This is a genomic window from Agathobaculum sp. LCP25S3_E8, assembly GCF_052117165.1.
Classification (GTDB): domain Bacteria; phylum Bacillota; class Clostridia; order Oscillospirales; family Butyricicoccaceae; genus Agathobaculum.
The window spans coordinates 23,953-39,108 of record NZ_JBQKJR010000010.1 but is presented as its reverse complement, the minus strand read 5'-3'; the positions used below and the strand labels follow the sequence as shown (position 1 = coordinate 39,108).

At 56.7% G+C, this 15,156-nt stretch carries 15 protein-coding genes and 1 riboswitch; of the genes, 2 read left to right on the top strand and 13 right to left on the bottom strand.

Translation table 11 applies throughout. The features are described 5' to 3' along the window. Positions 1-9: 9 nt before the first annotated feature. The 13 genes from rsxC to ACTQ34_RS05620 form a co-directional block, all read right to left on the bottom strand. Positions 10-1,386 (bottom strand): electron transport complex subunit RsxC, encoded by a 1,377-nt coding sequence (rsxC, locus tag ACTQ34_RS05680; RefSeq protein WP_441362916.1) that lies wholly within the window; start codon positions 1,384-1,386, stop codon positions 10-12. Between the two features lie 309 nt (positions 1,387-1,695). Then, positions 1,696-1,881 (bottom strand): hypothetical protein, encoded by a 186-nt coding sequence (locus ACTQ34_RS05675; RefSeq protein ID WP_441362915.1) that lies wholly within the window; start codon positions 1,879-1,881, stop codon positions 1,696-1,698. A gap of 14 nt (positions 1,882-1,895) precedes the next feature. Continuing rightward, on the bottom strand, positions 1,896-2,438 hold the full coding sequence (locus tag ACTQ34_RS05670; protein ID WP_441362914.1) for a stage V sporulation T C-terminal domain-containing protein: 543 nt from the start codon (positions 2,436-2,438) through the stop codon (positions 1,896-1,898). A gap of 115 nt (positions 2,439-2,553) precedes the next feature. Further along, positions 2,554-3,822, bottom strand: coding sequence for a dihydroorotase (locus ACTQ34_RS05665; protein ID WP_441362913.1), 1,269 nt, complete (start codon positions 3,820-3,822; stop codon positions 2,554-2,556). A gap of 296 nt (positions 3,823-4,118) precedes the next feature. Then, positions 4,119-5,285, bottom strand: coding sequence for a cation diffusion facilitator family transporter (locus ACTQ34_RS05660; protein WP_441362912.1), 1,167 nt, complete (start codon positions 5,283-5,285; stop codon positions 4,119-4,121). Further along, positions 5,282-5,566 carry a DUF1294 domain-containing protein gene (locus ACTQ34_RS05655; protein ID WP_441362911.1) on the bottom strand — a complete coding sequence of 95 codons (285 nt, stop codon included), beginning with the start codon at positions 5,564-5,566 and terminating at the stop codon, positions 5,282-5,284. Before ACTQ34_RS05655 ends, ACTQ34_RS05660 begins: the two co-directional genes overlap by 4 nt. A gap of 189 nt (positions 5,567-5,755) precedes the next feature. Further along, positions 5,756-6,187, bottom strand: a complete 432-nt coding sequence (locus tag ACTQ34_RS05650) for a hypothetical protein (protein WP_441362910.1) — start codon at positions 6,185-6,187, stop codon at positions 5,756-5,758. 13 nt (positions 6,188-6,200) lie between these two features. Continuing rightward, on the bottom strand, positions 6,201-6,596 hold the full coding sequence (locus ACTQ34_RS05645; protein WP_441362909.1) for a hypothetical protein: 396 nt from the start codon (positions 6,594-6,596) through the stop codon (positions 6,201-6,203). Then, the gene (locus ACTQ34_RS05640; protein WP_441362908.1) at positions 6,593-6,970 is read right to left on the bottom strand and encodes a PadR family transcriptional regulator; all 378 of its coding nucleotides are present in this window, start codon (positions 6,968-6,970) and stop codon (positions 6,593-6,595) included. The genes ACTQ34_RS05645 and ACTQ34_RS05640 overlap by 4 nt, the downstream gene beginning before the upstream one ends. A gap of 271 nt (positions 6,971-7,241) precedes the next feature. After that, positions 7,242-8,183 carry a zinc dependent phospholipase C family protein gene (locus tag ACTQ34_RS05635; protein ID WP_441362907.1) on the bottom strand — a complete coding sequence of 314 codons (942 nt, stop codon included), beginning with the start codon at positions 8,181-8,183 and terminating at the stop codon, positions 7,242-7,244. 74 nt (positions 8,184-8,257) lie between these two features. After that, entirely contained in the window at positions 8,258-9,238 is a 981-nt protein-coding gene (locus tag ACTQ34_RS05630; protein WP_441362906.1) for a Gfo/Idh/MocA family protein, read from the bottom strand. A gap of 166 nt (positions 9,239-9,404) precedes the next feature. Then, entirely contained in the window at positions 9,405-10,148 is a 744-nt protein-coding gene (locus tag ACTQ34_RS05625; RefSeq protein ID WP_441362905.1) for a YebC/PmpR family DNA-binding transcriptional regulator, read from the bottom strand. Between the two features lie 370 nt (positions 10,149-10,518). Then, the gene (locus ACTQ34_RS05620) at positions 10,519-11,595 is read right to left on the bottom strand and encodes a 6-phosphofructokinase (protein WP_441362904.1); all 1,077 of its coding nucleotides are present in this window, start codon (positions 11,593-11,595) and stop codon (positions 10,519-10,521) included. A gap of 197 nt (positions 11,596-11,792) precedes the next feature. After that, a riboswitch (ZMP/ZTP riboswitch) is annotated at positions 11,793-11,881 on the top strand. A gap of 77 nt (positions 11,882-11,958) precedes the next feature. Between ACTQ34_RS05620 and pflB the strand changes: the two genes are divergently transcribed. Together pflB and pflA are read left to right on the top strand one after the other, a co-directional pair. Beyond that, positions 11,959-14,187: a formate C-acetyltransferase gene (gene pflB, locus ACTQ34_RS05615; RefSeq protein WP_441362903.1), complete on the top strand. Its 2,229-nt coding sequence runs from the start codon at positions 11,959-11,961 to the stop codon at positions 14,185-14,187. 234 nt (positions 14,188-14,421) lie between these two features. Beyond that, on the top strand, positions 14,422-15,123 hold the full coding sequence (gene pflA / locus ACTQ34_RS05610) for a pyruvate formate-lyase-activating protein (RefSeq protein WP_441362902.1): 702 nt from the start codon (positions 14,422-14,424) through the stop codon (positions 15,121-15,123). Positions 15,124-15,156: the final 33 nt, after the last annotated feature.

The following is a 15,156-nucleotide window of genomic DNA, read 5'->3' as shown; positions in this document are numbered from 1 at the left end:
TTCCCCTCCTTACTTCTTCTCGGCCTCAGCCTTCGCCTTTTCGGCATCTGCCTTGGCCTTTTCTGCCGCACGCTTGGCCTGAATCTTACCCTTGGTCAGGCGGAACTGCGCCACCAGCGGGATGCGGGCCGGGCAGACATAGGCGCACGAACCGCATTCGATGCAGTCCATCACGCCGCACTCGAGCGCGTTGTCCAGATCGTCCTTCTTGCCGTACAGGTTCATGTAGTTCGGCAGCAGGTGCATCGGGCAGGCGTTGATGCACTTACCGCAGCGGATGCACTGCGGATTGGCTACGCGCTTGTCTTCCTCGCCGGAGAAGGCCAGGAATGCGTTGGTGCCCTTGAAAATCGGAATTTCAAGCGAGAACTGCGCAACACCCATCATCGGGCCGCCCATCAGCAGCTTGTTAGGCGCTTCCTTGAAGCCGCCGCAAGCGTCGATCAGCTTTTCAACCTGCGTGCCGATGCGCACTTCGAGGTTTTTCGGCTCGGCGATGGCAGAGCCGGATACCGTTACGATACGGCGGATAACCGGCATACCGGTGGTAAAGCGGCGATAAACCGCGCCGGCGGTGTCCACGTTGAACACAGCGCATCCTGCGTCCGCCGGCAGCTTGCCGGAGGGAACCTCACGGCCGGTGCAGGCGTTAATCAGCTGCTTCTCCGCGCCCTGCGGGTACTTACACTTGAGAGGATAGAGCTTGAGGCGCGGATCGTCCGCGATCAGCTTTTCGATGCCCGGGAAGGCGTCGGACTTGTTCTCCTCAACCGCGATGATCGCGTTCTGCACGCCCATGATATCGGCCAGCATTTTCAGGCCGCCGATCACTTCTTCCGGACGCTCCAGCAGCAGACGGTGGTCGCCCGTTATGTACGGTTCGCATTCCGCCGCGTTGATGATGACCGTGTCGCACTTGCCGATACCGGACTGGATTTTGACATGGGTCGGGAAGGTTGCGCCGCCGTGACCGACAATACCGGCCGAGCGAATGCACTCGATGCGCTCCTCATTGGACATGGAAGCAAAGTCGTACGGATGCACGGACTCGTGCAGGCGGTCCTCGCCGTCATTTTCGATCACAATCGACAGCACTTTGCTGCCGTTGGGATGCAGACGCGGCTCCACTGCCTTGACCTTACCGGACACGGTTGCGTGGACAGGAGCGCTGACAAAGCCGCCGGCTTCCGCGATGGGCTGTCCCAGATCCACGGTATCACCGACCGAAACGATCGGCTTGGCCGGGGCGCCGATGTGCATGGAAACCGGCAGAATAACCTGATCAGGCAGTGCCAGCTTCTCGATCGGCTTGGTGTTTGTCGCGGCCTTGTAACCCGGATCTGCATGAGTACCGGGGTGAATGCCGCCACGGAACGAATACACCATGTTTTTCACCTCTCTATTTTTTTGCGCAAGAAGAACCTGCGCCGAGGGGGCGCGGCTCCATCTTCATAAAGGAAGTTGTAAGGCCGTGCCTTGGCGCAGCCTTACAAAATAGATTATACTGTTTCTTACACCAAATAAGCAAGTCCAAAACACAAAAAATTTGACCAAAAAACAAAAAATCTTTGTGCCGCTTGATTATCTGCTGGTATTTTCTCTACTCCTTTTGTGAACAAACTGTGATTTTACATCTTTTCCACCCATCCCCAGATTTGAAAAAAGCCGGCGCGTTTCCGCGCCGGCCTGTCAGCCTTATTGCTTGTTTTTCGGATTTTCACAGTACATTTCCGTGTAAGCCGTCGCTGCCGGGTCTCCGCGCGGCGGCGTGTCCTGCGACCAGGGCGGTACCGGTGCGACCGCGGCGGAATCAATATGCGCCGCGTCGTCATACTGCGGGAACGGCTTGGGCTCGCGTTCAGGCTTTCGTTTGTCCTTCATGCCGCGCCGCCCCCTTACACCGCCACACGTCTGGCCATAAACTGAGCGGCGGTCTGGCACAGCTTGACCGTCACCTCGGTTGCCGATGTGCTTTCATCCTCGCTGACATACACCACGCAGCCGCTGACGTCCCCTTCGGTGATAATGGGTACCGCCACGACCACATTATACGCGTCGTGATCGGATACCGTCAGCTCAGGCGTTTCGTCCACACCGCGCTCATAAACCACGCGCTGTTCCATCAGCTGCTCCAGCTCGGCGGAGATGCGTTTTTCCAGAATATCCTTTTTCGCGCCGCCTGCCGCGGCAATGACCGCATCGCGGTCACAGATTGCACAGCTCATTCCCGCCGTGCGCGCAAGCGCCTCAGCCAGTTCTCCTGCCAACGCGCCCATTTCCCCCATCGGGGAATACTTCTTGAAAATCACTTCGCCGTCGCGGTCGGTGAAAATCTCCAGCGGGTCGCCCTCGCGGATACGCAAGGTGCGGCGGATTTCCTTCGGAATGACCACGCGACCCAAATCATCAATACGGCGCACAATGCCGGTTGCCTTCATTTACGCGTTCCCTCCCATACGCAATTTCTGGTTGTACAGGTAGTATGACTGGAACGCAGCGCATTATACGGCGGCAATTCTGGCAATTTTTGACGCGCATAAACAAATTTTGTCGTCAGCGGGCGATAACGCGCACCCCTGTGACGATGGCGCGCGGCGCACCGGTCAACGGCATGCCGGTATACGGTGTGTTCACCGCTTTGGATTGATACGTTTGATATACAGTTTCCTGCTCCCAATCGAGCAGCACCAGACGGGCAAAATTACCCTCCGCCACCGCGCGGCCGGTTAAGCCGTAAATCTCCGCGGGCGCTTTGCTCATTTTGTCGATGAGCTGCATGGGTGTCAGCCGGCCGGTTTTCACCAGATAGGTATTGCACACGGAAAACGCGGTTTCCAGCCCCGTGATGCCGCTCGGCGCTTTGGCAAACTCGCGCGCTTTTTCCTCTGTGGTATGCGGCGCATGGTCGGTGGCAATCATATCAATGGTGCCGTCGCGCAGCCCTTCTATCAATGCCTGCCGGTCGGCCTCGCGGCGCAGCGGCGGGTTCATGCGCGCATAAGTGCCGTGCGCGGGTACGTCGTCCTCGTTCAGGCTCAGATGGTGCGGCGTGACCTCGGCATAGACGCGCGCGCCGAGCGCCTTGCCTGCGCGAATGAGCGCAACCGACTGCCCGCAGGAGACATGCTGGAACACCACGCGCGCACCCGTATCGAGCGCCAGCGCGATATCGCGCGCAATCATCGCGGTTTCCGCCGCGGCCATCGCGCCGGGCACGCCGAATTGCTTTGCCGCCACCGAACCGTAATTGACGCCGGGAGACGGCACAAGCGACGGCTCCTCCTCATGGAAGGACAGCAGGATGTCGCGCGCGGCGGCCTGCTCCATCGCCGTGCGGCACAGCGCCGCCGAAGTGAGGTTGATGCCGTCATCGGTCAGACAGGGCGCGCCCGCAGCGGTCAGCGCGTCAAAATCGGTCAACTCCTGCCCTTTCAGGCTCTTGGTCACCGCGCCCGCCTGGAGTACCTCGACCGGGCAGTCCTTCGCCTTGTCGGTCACATAACGGATGATTTCGGGCGTATCACAGGTCGGCAGCGTATTCGCCATGCAGATAACGGTCGCATAACCGCCCGCGGCAGCGGCCGCCGCGCCGGTCAGCACGTCCTCTTTTTGCGTCTGACCGGGGTCGCGGAAATGCACATGCCCGTCCACAAAGCCGGGAGAAACCGTCAGCCCCGCCGCATCGTACACCTCGCAGCCCGCAGGCGCGTCAATGTGCGGCTGCACGGCAGCGATTACGCCGTCATCCCCGACAAGCACATCGCGCGGCGCATCCACGCCGGTATACGGGTCCAGCACCCGACCGTTTTGAATCAGCAGCATAGAAATACCTCCGTGAGATAGGATGTCCGCCCGTCTAGGCGGCGATTCTTTTTCTTTATTGTATCATGACCCCTTCCGCGCCGCAAGACATCCCCTTTTTCCGCGCCGCAAGGCGCGCAGAAAACAGAAACCGGCGGTTACACCGCCGGTTTCATAAAAAGCCCGGCTTTGCCGGGCTTTTTATACAAGGAAGAGAAAAAGTTTCGTTTATCGGAACTTTTTATCGTTTGGACGCATCCGCGGCACGCCGCGGTGCGTTCCTCTTCGACCAAACCTGTACGGTTTGGTCGAGATTTTTACATTTGGTGGTCCAGCGTCACGACCGGATTATACCGCGTGTCAATCTCCTTGAGCCGGTCGTAAATCTGCATCATCAGCTCACGCTTGCCCTTTTCGTCATACGTAAACGGCACGACCACATCAAAAATCAAGTTGATTTGCCGTTCGCCATCCACCACGCGGAAATCGTGCATAGACAGATTTTCGTCAATCCCCCGCAGCACGCTGTCCACTTGCTCACGCAGCGCGGCGACATGCTCGTTATTGACATCGATGGGGTCCATATGGATAACCAGATACACACCTGTACGCTGCCACACGCGCTTTTCCGCCTCATCAATGACCTCATGCACCGCGACAAAGTCCGAATCGCTCGGCACTTCGGCATGCAGCGAAGCCAGCGAACGACCCGCGCCGTAGTTGTGAATAATCAGGTCGTGCACACCGACAATATAATCAGATTCGCGTACAATGTCCTCGATGCGGCGCGCAATTTCCGGGTCGGCCGCTTCGCCGAGCAGCGGCGCAACCGTGTCACGCACAATGCCGATGCCCGCCCAGAGAATAAACAGTGCTACCAGCACGCCGACATAACCGTCCACCGGCAGGGTGGTAAAACGGCCCGCAATCATGCCGATGACCACCACCGAGGTGGTAATCACGTCGTTGCGGCTGTCCTGTCCCGCCGCCATGAGCACCGGAGACTCAATTCGGCGGCCGATGGAGGAATTGAACGCGCCCATCCACAGCTTTACCAGCATGGACACTGCCAGAATCACCAGCAGCACAACCGAAAACGCCACCGGCTCGGGGTGGATGATGCGGTCGAACGAGGTTTTAAGGAACTCGAAGCCCACCAGCACGATGATAAACGCCACAATCAGGCCCGCGATGTACTCGGTACGTCCGTAGCCGAACGGATGCTTTGCATCCGGCGCCTTACCCGACACCTTAAAGCCCACAATCGAAATCAGACAGGACAGCCCATCGGACAGGTTATTGAATGCGTCCGCTGCAATCGATATCGAGCCGGTCAGCAGGCCGATTACCAGCTTGAGCACAAACAGGAACACATTGCACGCGATGCCCACCGCGCCGGACAAAATGCCGTATCGCTCGCGCACGCGCGCATCCTTTGTATTATCCGCATCATGAATGAACCAACGGACCAACGCTTTGGTCATAATAATCCCCTCGAATACAAAATGTTATAAACACCAAACAATATTGCAATCTGCAATATCATAATTGCCGGAATGCCCCACATGAAGCTGCGGTGGAGCGTTTTATGACGGATAAGCAGCATGGTCAGGTACACACCCGGTCCACCGCCGACCAGCGCCCAGAAAAAAAGCGTGCGTTCGGGCACACGCCGCCAGCCGCTGCGCGCAGCAAGTTTGTCATAAATGCAGACAGCCGCGCCAATCACGCTGACCGCAATAAAATAGTATAATACGCGCTGCACGTTCGGAATGCCCTCCTCCGGCGAAATTTTCTTTTTATTGTACCACAGTCTGCTGCACCGCGCAATTCGCAGCAAAAAAAGTAGCCGTCGCTAACGCATTTGCGACCAAAATGAGAAATCCCACCCAAGCGCTTTGTCTTGAGTGGGATTTCCCATAAAAAATGAAAAGAAATGAAGAAATAAACCAGGTTACTGCGTATAGGATATATTGCCGTTTTTATCGCAGGTCATCGTTATCGTATAGGTTTTGCCGCCTGCATAATTGAATGTGCATTTGCCCTTTACCGATGCGCCTGTGCACCACGAATCGCCGGAATATCCATACGACGAGGAAGCAGACCAGCTATCCGCTACGGCCTTAGCCCGTACCGTATCATATTGAAAAGTCCCATTCAAGTAAAAGGTTCCAATATAGGTGCTTCCGTGATAGGCGTCGGCTTTGCGGGTAATCGATTTTTCGTAAATGGTAAACGGCGACGGGGTATCGACGGTGGATACCTTCAGATAATATCCATCACCATAGTCAACGACCGTGAAATCGTCCTCATTTGCTGCAAACGCGGGAATCGTGAAACAAAAGAGCATCAGTGCGGAAAGAACCGCAGAAATCATTTTTTTCATGTAAACCACCTTGCTAATCTTCTAACATTCCATCAGAAACAACACGATTGGTTGATGATGTAGTTTGTTCATTGACATAGAAGTCATCGCGCATCACTTGCTGTGAATGAATATAATACGCGCCGAACGCCACTGCAATCACCAACAGAATCAAAATGAGCAATCCAAGTGCCAAGCGACGCTTACGTTGCGCACATGCAATCTCCGATGCGCTGATGGTTTCCATCAGTTGCGCCGCTGTCTGCTCCGGCGTGCCGATTCTTGCGCATAATTCCTCATAAGACAGCATAGGATAAGCCAATAATTCCTGTCGCAGCCCGTCCAGCAATCTGGAACTGGTCGCTCTGGAACAGATCAGCCTACGGGAAACCGCGCGCACATAACGGTGCACGGCTTTTGCTGCCGTCATACTTTATCCTCCCCACTGACACGACGAATCTGCTGTACCGCTTCGGACATCTTATCGTAAACATCCTCTATCTGTCGCAAATACGTTATCCCATCGGGAGTGATTTCGTAATATTGGCGGACACGGTTATCGTCTGAAATTTCTTTTTGGCCTTCGCGCACAAATCCCTGTGATGAAAGGCGATAAATAACCGGATAGAGCAGCGAAATAGCATATTGCCCGGCGCTGCGCTTTTCCAATTCGTGTGCCATTTCATATACATACATCGGCCGCTCGGAGAGCAGCAAAAGTACAAGCAGCGGATTGACTGCACGCTTGAAGTAATCCTCGAAGGAGTGGCCGCTTTCCTTGGTGGATTTGCTTTCTTTTTTCATGATGCCACCAAACATGTTTGTTGATATTATACTAACAGCTTGTTTTTATCTTGTCAATATTTAGTATTGCTAAATATATAAATATTTCGTGCCATAATATTTGTATATCTGTGCATACCCAAGGGGATAACCCCAAATTTAAGATGCGCATCAGTAATCAAAAGCCCGGCTCAGCCGGGCTTTTTCTGTAAATATGAAGCAAAATTTCACATGCCGGAATGCTGCGCAGCCGGTTGCTTTGTCCAAGCGTCGCGCAGCACCACCGATTAAATCAGCACAGCACGCTTCCGTCGACAATTTTCTTCGGGCTGCCGTTGTCGAACGGCTGCTTGAAATGGCACCACAGCTGCAATCCCGAGTCGAACTGCGCGGCATACTGCCCTGCCAGCCCTGCCGCGCCGATGCGCGCCAGCCCGAACAGATCAGGCACGGAATCCGTGCGCGTTTCTTCCGGCCTCCACAGGTTGTGCCAAGGCGTGTGCTGTTCGTTGAGTGCGTCCCATGCCGGACGTTCCACTTTCATGTGTCCGGTCAGGATTGCGCCGCGCCCCGCCAGCCGTTCCAGCCGCTGCGCGGTGCGGTAGGTACGGCGCTTATCTGCATAGAAGAACTTTTCCCACGACAGCATTTCGTCAAACGAACGCCGCAGGTCACGCACCGATACATCCTCGCCATACACATTTTCCAGCACCGCATGCAGCAGCACCGCCAGCACGGCTTTTTCTTCCACAGGAAGCGCGTAAAAGCCCGCCGGTTTAAAGTTGGTCACCGGCGCATGATACGCCCGCTCGTATACCAGATAGTCAATGTCGCTCTCAATCTGGCAATGTACGGCCGAAGCGTTGAGCTTCGGCTCCGCCCCGCAGATTTGCACCTGCCGGCAGTATACATATGGATGAATCTCGCTGTCGAGCGCATAGTGGCACAAAAAGCCGTAGAAATACGCCGCCGCCGTTTCCTGCGCCGCCCCGGTCAGGCAATGCACGCCGCGCGCGAGCGCTGCAAACAACTCGTCGGTCTTTTCCGAATGCATGCGGTTGCCCAGCTTGTGCAGCGGGCTGCCCAGTAATATCTTGCGGTAAAACAGTGGGTCCGGCCCCTGACACCCCCACCGAAAGCTCACCGGATGCTTGCGCGTCAACTCCTGCACCGGCGCGGGAAAGACGCTTTGCGCCTGCTCTCCAAACAGATGATGCGATACAAAATCCGCCATAACCGGACCTCCTCTGTCCTATCAGTTGTTTTCCTCTATTATACACGCTTTGCGTCCCGCGGGGAAGTGCCTGCTCAATCCACACCCGGGAACACGATACCCGCATCCTGCCGTGCGCGCTTGAGCAATTCCATCATTTCGATGGTTTTCTCCATGCGGCGGCGGCAATCCGCGCGGTCATCCGCCGCGACCAGCCCCGCGATGCCCTGCATCTCCCAGTACCACGCGGTTTCGCCCTGCTGCTCGTCAAAGACCTGCTCGCCCTCGTCGGTCACAACCGTGACGCGCGTACACATGCTGACCGGGTTCTCCACGCGAATGAAACCCTTTTCTCCTATGATATGCGCGCCGTTTTCACCTTTGCAGTCCTTCGCGCCCGTACACGCGCAAACAAAGCCCGAATATTCCAGCGCCGCGACGCCGCCGAGGTCGATGCCGTTGGCATGCCGCCGTGCATGATAGGTCACGCGCTCCGGCATACCGAACAGGCCGTACACAAAATACAGGTTATACAGGTTGATATCCATGAGCGCACCGCCCGCAAAGGCAGGATTGAACACATTGGGCGTCTGCCCCGCTTTCAGTGCGTCGTATTTGCTCGAATACTGGCAGAAGGTACACGACACCTGCCGCACCGGCCCGATTTCGGGCAGCTTCTCGCGAATGCGCGCAAAATGCGGCAGAAACAGCGTTGTGATGCCCTCCAGCAGGAATAATCCTTTGCGCTCCGCGAGTGCGGCAAGCTCCTCGGCCTGCGCACGAGTAGGCGTAAACGGCTTCTCGCAGATGACATGCTTGCCGCTTTCGAGTGCTTTTTTGGTCTGCACATAGTGCAGGCTGTTGGGCGAGGCGACATAGACCCAGTCGATTTCCGGGTCGGCCAGCATATCCTCCAGCTTGGTATATACCTTATTTACGCCGAACCGCTCCGCAAGCGCGCGTCCGGTTGCTTCCCCACGCGAATACACCGCCTCATAGGTCACGCCCGCCACGCGCACCGCCTCCGTCATCACCCATGTTACGATGTTGCCCGTTCCAATCGTTCCGATTTTCATATGCAGCCTCTTTCCCGCCTTGCGGCATTCCGTTTGTCTTTATCATGGCACACTTTGCCGCCGCGCGCAACGGATTTTTTGTCCCCTTTGTAAAAAAACGCAGCCGCCTTTCCCATAGGGAAAAACGGCTGCGCCATCCATCTTCTTTTTGAGCAAGTGAAACGGCTTAGCCTTCGTAATCCGCTTCGTTCTCCCAGTTGTGCCAGACAGCCTGCACATCGTCGTTATCCTCGAGATTGTCGAGCAGCTTGCGCATCTGTGCCATATCCTCTTCCTTTTCGAGGGTGACATAGTTCTGCGGAACCAGCTCGACCTCGGCCTCGACAAACGAATAGCCCAGCGTCTCGAGCGCCTCGCGCACAGCGGAAAAATCCCCCGGCGCGGTGTAAATCTCGAAGGTTTCCTCGTCGGCCTGGAAGTCCTCGGCGCCGGCGTCCAGCGCCTGCATCATCACGGTGTCCTCGTCCAGCTCGCCGCGCTCCATGATGATAACGCCTTTCTTGTCGAACTGCCAGGATACGCAGTTGGTCGCGCCCAGACCCGCGCCGTACTTATCAAACAGGTGGCGCACGTCGGCAACCGTGCGGTTCTTGTTATCGGTCAGCGTTTCGACAACGACCGCCACGCCGCCGACACCGTAGCCCTCATAGTTGTTGGCCTCATAGTTAACCTGACCATTCGCGCCCGAATACTTGTCCAGCGTGCGCTTAATGTTGTCGTTGGGCATATTGTTGGCCTTGGCCTTGGCGATGCAGTCGCGCAGACGGGAGTTGAAATCCGGATTGGCCGAACCGCCTTCCTTAATAGCAATGGCCATCTCACGGCCGATTTTGGTGAAGATTTTTGCTTTTTTCGCGTCGTTTGCGCCCTTGCGCTTGGCAATATTATGCCACTTGGAGTGTCCCGACATGGTGGAAAGTCCCTCTTTCTATCTGAAATAAATTTAATATAACCTCAAAAACGCCATACGGCGCATACAAATTTTATCAGATTTTTTATATTTCCGCAATACCCGCGTGTATATTTTTCACGTGCCGGGTGCAAACTACGCTTGAAATCTTCAAAAAAGAGGTGATTTCCCATGAGCAAGCAGAACAAGCGTCAGAACCCGTCGACCACCAACCAGTGTCCGAACGGAAGCCAGAATAAGAACCCGCAGCCGAACACCCAGAGCAAGAATCCGAGCAGCACGCAGGACTGACCGGTCCGGCCTGCCGCTTCGACTTACGGCTTGGGTAAACAAAAGGACGTGCCGCAGCACGTCCTTTTGTATTTTGCGCTTAGTCGCCCATCGACAGGCCGAGCGCGCGCGCCGCACGCACCACTTCGCCGTCGGGCGGCACGGTCTTGAGCTTGCCCGCCACCTCTTTGAGCGGCACGGGCACGATTTTATCGTCCTGCAGCGCCACCATATAGCCGTATTTCTTCTCGCGGATGAGATGCGCCGCCGCCACGCCGAAACGGCTGGTCAGCAGACGGTCGGCCGGACAAGGCGCGCCGCCGCGCTGATAGTGGCCCGGAATGGTCACGCGAATCTCATGCCCGGTAATCGCTTTCAGCTCGTCCGCAATGCGGTACGAAATAGACGGATAAGGCATATTTTCACGCGCAGCCTTAAATTCCTTCTTGCTCATCTTGGCCTCTTCCTGGCTGATGGCACCTTCCGCAACCGCAAGGATGGAAAAGCGCTTGCCGCTCTGTGCGCGCTTGTCGATTGCTTGCGCTATCTTTTTGGCCGAATACGGAATCTCCGGAATGATGATAACGTCCGCGCCGGACGCAATGCCGGAATACAGCGTCAGCCAGCCGGCCTTATGGCCCATCACCTCGACGATGAACACGCGCGAATGCGAAAACGCGGTCGAGTGAATGGAGTCGATAACCGTCGTTGCGATATCCATAGCCGACTGGAAACCGAAGGTCATCTCGGTGCCCCACAGGTCGTTGTCAATCGTCTTGGGCAGGGTCACAACGTTAACGCCGTGCTCGCTGAGGAGGTTCGCGGTCTTGTGCGTGCCGTTGCCGCCGAGAATGACCAGACAATCAAAGCCTTCCTCATTGACGGTTTTGAGCATTTTCTGCAGCTTGGTCTCCTCGCTGTCCTCGGTGGCCTTCTGCATTTCCTTAAACGGCTGGCGGGACGTGCCGAGAATCGTGCCGCCCAGGGTCAGAATATCCGAGAAATCCCGCGCGTTCATTTCATGATAATCGCCCTCTATCAGGCCGCGGTAGCCGTCCCGGATGCCATAGATGGTCACCTTGCTGCCCAGTTCGTTATACAGCGTCTTTGCTACGCCGCGCAGAGCGGAATTCAAGCCCTGGCAGTCGCCGCCGCTTGTCAGCATGCCAATCTTCATAAGCGCAACCTCCTTTTTATTACCTTTATCATACGCCAATTTTCCCGCCTTGTGAAGAGTCTTTCCATAGGTTTTACATCCACAGCGTAATTCATCCGTTTTTGACTACTGTCGCAGTATCCGGTATTTTCTCTGCAAAATTTTTGTAGGATTCATCAGTTGCATACTATATATAGTTGTGTTATTCTTAGACCAGACAAGTTCCCTGCAACTGACGGACAAGGTGGAGCGCAAACCACCGGGGAGCAGGGGTTCCGTAAAAATGCCGACCGTCTGGGCAGTGTCGCACAAGATACGCGATGCTGCCCTTTTTTGCATCCAAAAAAGGGCAGCTGAACCAAAGAAACAGGAGGAATCACCTATATGAACGCATGGAACACCTTCATCGGCGGCGATTGGCAGAATGAGATCAACGTCCGCGATTTCATCCAGAAAAACTACACCCCTTACGAGGGCGACGGCGCGTTCCTCGCGCCCGCAACCGCGCGCACAACCGCGATGCGCGAAAAGTTTGACGCGCTGCTTGCGGAAGAGCGCGAAAAGGACGGCGTGCGCAACGTGGATACCGATACCGTTATCACGATTACGGCGTTCGACCCCGGCTACCTCGACAAGGATAACGAAATCATTGTCGGCCTGCAGACCGATGAGCCGCTCAAGCGCGCCTGCAACCCGTTCGGCGGCATGCGCATGGTGCGCGAAGCGTGCAAGGCCTATGGCTATGAGGTTTCGCCCAAGATTGAAGAAGAATTCAAATATCACAAGACGCACAACGACGGCGTGTTCTCCGCCTACACCAAGGATGTACGCGAAGCGCGTCATGTCGGCCTGCTGACCGGTCTGCCGGACGCTTACGGCCGCGGCCGCATCATCGGCGACTATCGCCGCGTGGCGCTGTACGGCGTCGACCGTCTGATTGAAGAGAAGCAGCGCGACAAGGACGCGCTGGGCGAAGTGCCGACGACCGAGAAGGAGATCCGCACCGCAGAGGAGCTTTCCGACCAGATCAAGGCGCTGAAAGATATGGTCAAGATGGCGGCTTCCTACGGATTTGACATCTCCCGCCCGGCGGAAAACGCCAAGGAAGCGGTGCAGTGGCTGTACTTTGCCTATCTCGCCGGCATCAAGGAGCAGAACGGCGCGGCGATGAGCCTCGGCCGCACCTCGACCTTCCTTGACATCTACTTCGAGCGTGACCTCAAGGCCGGTGTTCTGACCGAGTCCGAGGCGCAGGAGATTATGGACGATTTCGTTCTGCATCTGCGCATGGCGCGCCACCTGCGCACGCCCGAATATAACGAGCTGTTCGGCGGCGACCCGATGTGGATCACCGAGTCCATCGGCGGCATCGGCGAGGACGGCCGCTCGCTCGTGACCAAGAACAGCTTCCGCGTGCTGCACACGCTGTACAACTTAAATCCCGCTGCCGAGCCGAATCTGACCGTGCTCTGGAGCGAAAACCTGCCCGAAAACTGGAAAAAGTTCATCGCTAAGGTGTCCATTGACACGGACGCCGTCCAGTACGAGAACGACGACGTCATGCGTCCCTATTACGGCGACGACTATGCCATTGCCTGCTGTGTTTCCGCGATGCGCGTAGGCAAGGATATGCAGTTCTTCGGCGCACGCGCCAACATTGCAAAGCTGATGATGATGGCTATCAACGGCGGCCGCGACGAAAACAAGTTCGATCAGGTCGGCCCGGAACTGCCGGTCATGGAGGGCGATACGCTCGACTATGACGAGGTTTGCCGCCGCATGGACTTCTACCGTCCGTGGCTGGCCAAGACCTACGTTTCCGCGATGAACACCATCCACTATATGCATGACAAATACGCCTACGAGAAGAGCCAGATGGCCCTGCACGACACCGAGGTACGCCGCCTGATGGCGTTCGGCATCGCGGGCATGAGCTGCATGGCGGATTCGCTTTCTGCCATCAAGTATGCCAAGGTGCACCCCATCCGCAACCCGGAGAACGGCATTATCGTTGATTTTGAAATCGAAGGCGACTTCCCGAAGTTCGGCAATGACGATGACCGCGTCGACTCCATTGCCTGCGAGCAGGTTGAGAAGTTCTACCACGCGCTGACCGAGTATCCGCTCTACCGCGGCGCGATTCACACCCTGTCCATTCTGACCATCACCTCCAACGTCATGTACGGCAAAAAGACCGGCAACACGCCGGATGGCCGTCGCTACGGCGAACCGCTCGCACCGGGCGCAAACCCGATGAGCGGCCGCGACAAATCGGGCGCGCTGGCCTCGCTCAACTCGGTGGCAAAGCTCAGCTACGAATACTGCCGCGACGGCATCTCGAACACCTTCTCCATCACGCCGGGCGCGCTCGGCAAGACCGATGAGGAGCGGGTCAACAACCTCGTCGCCATCATGAGCGGCTACTTCGCCCAGAAGGCGCACCACCTGAACGTCAACGTCATGAACCGCGACACCCTCATCGCCGCCTACGAGCATCCCGAGCAGTACCCCAACCTGACCATTCGTGTCTCGGGCTATGCGGTCAACTTCTATAAGCTCAGCCGTGAGCAGCAGCGCGAGGTGATTTCGCGCACGTTCCACGAAGCGGTCTAACAACCTCTAAGAGGGACGCCCCCTCCGGGGCAGCAGCCGCGAAGGTTGTTCTGAGCCTGTGAGGCGGGCGGTAACCGGAAACCGGGACTGCACTTTTGCGCGCGCAGCGCGCCCTCAAGGAAATGGGGTGATTCGCAAGAGGGGAGAAACCTCCGGTGTCTCCCCTCTTGTGCGCCTGCCGCGCGCAGCGGCAAACATACCAAGTAATGCTATTTCAAGAAAGGTTGTGGCAAAATGACCGGACGCATTCATTCCATCCAGTCCCTCGGCGCGGTGGACGGGCCGGGCGTGCGCTGCGTCATCTTCATGCAGGGCTGCCCGCTGCGCTGCGTCTACTGCCACAACCCGGACACATGGGACACGACCTGCGGCGAAGAAATCGACACGGACGAACTTGTGCGCCGCGTGCTGCGCTATCAACCCTACTGGAAAAACGGCGGCGGCGTAACCGTCTCAGGCGGCGAGCCGCTATTGCAGGCGGATTTCATCGAGGAATTTTTCCAAAAGCTCCACGAGCACGGCGTGCACACCGCGCTGGACACCTCGGGCACCGGCTGCCCGACCGCAGCAGCCGAGCGCGTGCTGCAACACACCGATTTGGTGCTGTGCGACTTGAAATTCCTGACGGCGGCGGATTATCGCCGGTATTGCCGCGCAGAATTGTCACAGGTCGAGCGTTTTTTGCAGCTGACCGCGATGAAAGGCGTACCGCTCTGGGTGCGGCATGTGGTTGTGCCCGGTCTGACCGACAGCCTCGACCACCTGCGCTTGGTCAAGGCGCATGCTGAACGGTATCCCAATCTGCAAAAAATTGAATTTCTTCCTTTCCACAAGCTGTGCATTGAAAAATACGACCGGCTGGGGATTGACTTCCCGCTGCGCGATACGCCTGCCATGAATGAGGCATGGCTCAAGCAGCTGCTGGAAAAGCTGTAAAAAAAACGCGGAGGAACGCTGTTCCTCCGCGTT

Coding starts and splice junctions, on each gene's coding strand:
- rsxC (WP_441362916.1), bottom strand. CDS start 1,386: ATGGTGTATTCGTTCCGTGGCGGCATTCACCCCGGTACTCATGCAGAT.
- ACTQ34_RS05675 (WP_441362915.1), bottom strand. CDS start 1,881: ATGAAGGACAAACGAAAGCCTGAACGCGAGCCCAAGCCGTTCCCGCAG.
- ACTQ34_RS05670 (WP_441362914.1), bottom strand. CDS start 2,438: ATGAAGGCAACCGGCATTGTGCGCCGTATTGATGATTTGGGTCGCGTG.
- ACTQ34_RS05665 (WP_441362913.1), bottom strand. CDS start 3,822: ATGCTGCTGATTCAAAACGGTCGGGTGCTGGACCCGTATACCGGCGTG.
- ACTQ34_RS05660 (WP_441362912.1), bottom strand. CDS start 5,285: ATGACCAAAGCGTTGGTCCGTTGGTTCATTCATGATGCGGATAATACA.
- ACTQ34_RS05650 (WP_441362910.1), bottom strand. CDS start 6,187: ATGAAAAAAATGATTTCTGCGGTTCTTTCCGCACTGATGCTCTTTTGT.
- ACTQ34_RS05645 (WP_441362909.1), bottom strand. CDS start 6,596: ATGACGGCAGCAAAAGCCGTGCACCGTTATGTGCGCGCGGTTTCCCGT.
- ACTQ34_RS05640 (WP_441362908.1), bottom strand. CDS start 6,970: ATGAAAAAAGAAAGCAAATCCACCAAGGAAAGCGGCCACTCCTTCGAG.
- ACTQ34_RS05635 (WP_441362907.1), bottom strand. CDS start 8,183: ATGGCGGATTTTGTATCGCATCATCTGTTTGGAGAGCAGGCGCAAAGC.
- ACTQ34_RS05630 (WP_441362906.1), bottom strand. CDS start 9,238: ATGAAAATCGGAACGATTGGAACGGGCAACATCGTAACATGGGTGATG.
- ACTQ34_RS05625 (WP_441362905.1), bottom strand. CDS start 10,148: ATGTCGGGACACTCCAAGTGGCATAATATTGCCAAGCGCAAGGGCGCA.
- ACTQ34_RS05620 (WP_441362904.1), bottom strand. CDS start 11,595: ATGAAGATTGGCATGCTGACAAGCGGCGGCGACTGCCAGGGCTTGAAT.
- pflB (WP_441362903.1), top strand. CDS start 11,959: ATGAACGCATGGAACACCTTCATCGGCGGCGATTGGCAGAATGAGATC.
- pflA (WP_441362902.1), top strand. CDS start 14,422: ATGACCGGACGCATTCATTCCATCCAGTCCCTCGGCGCGGTGGACGGG.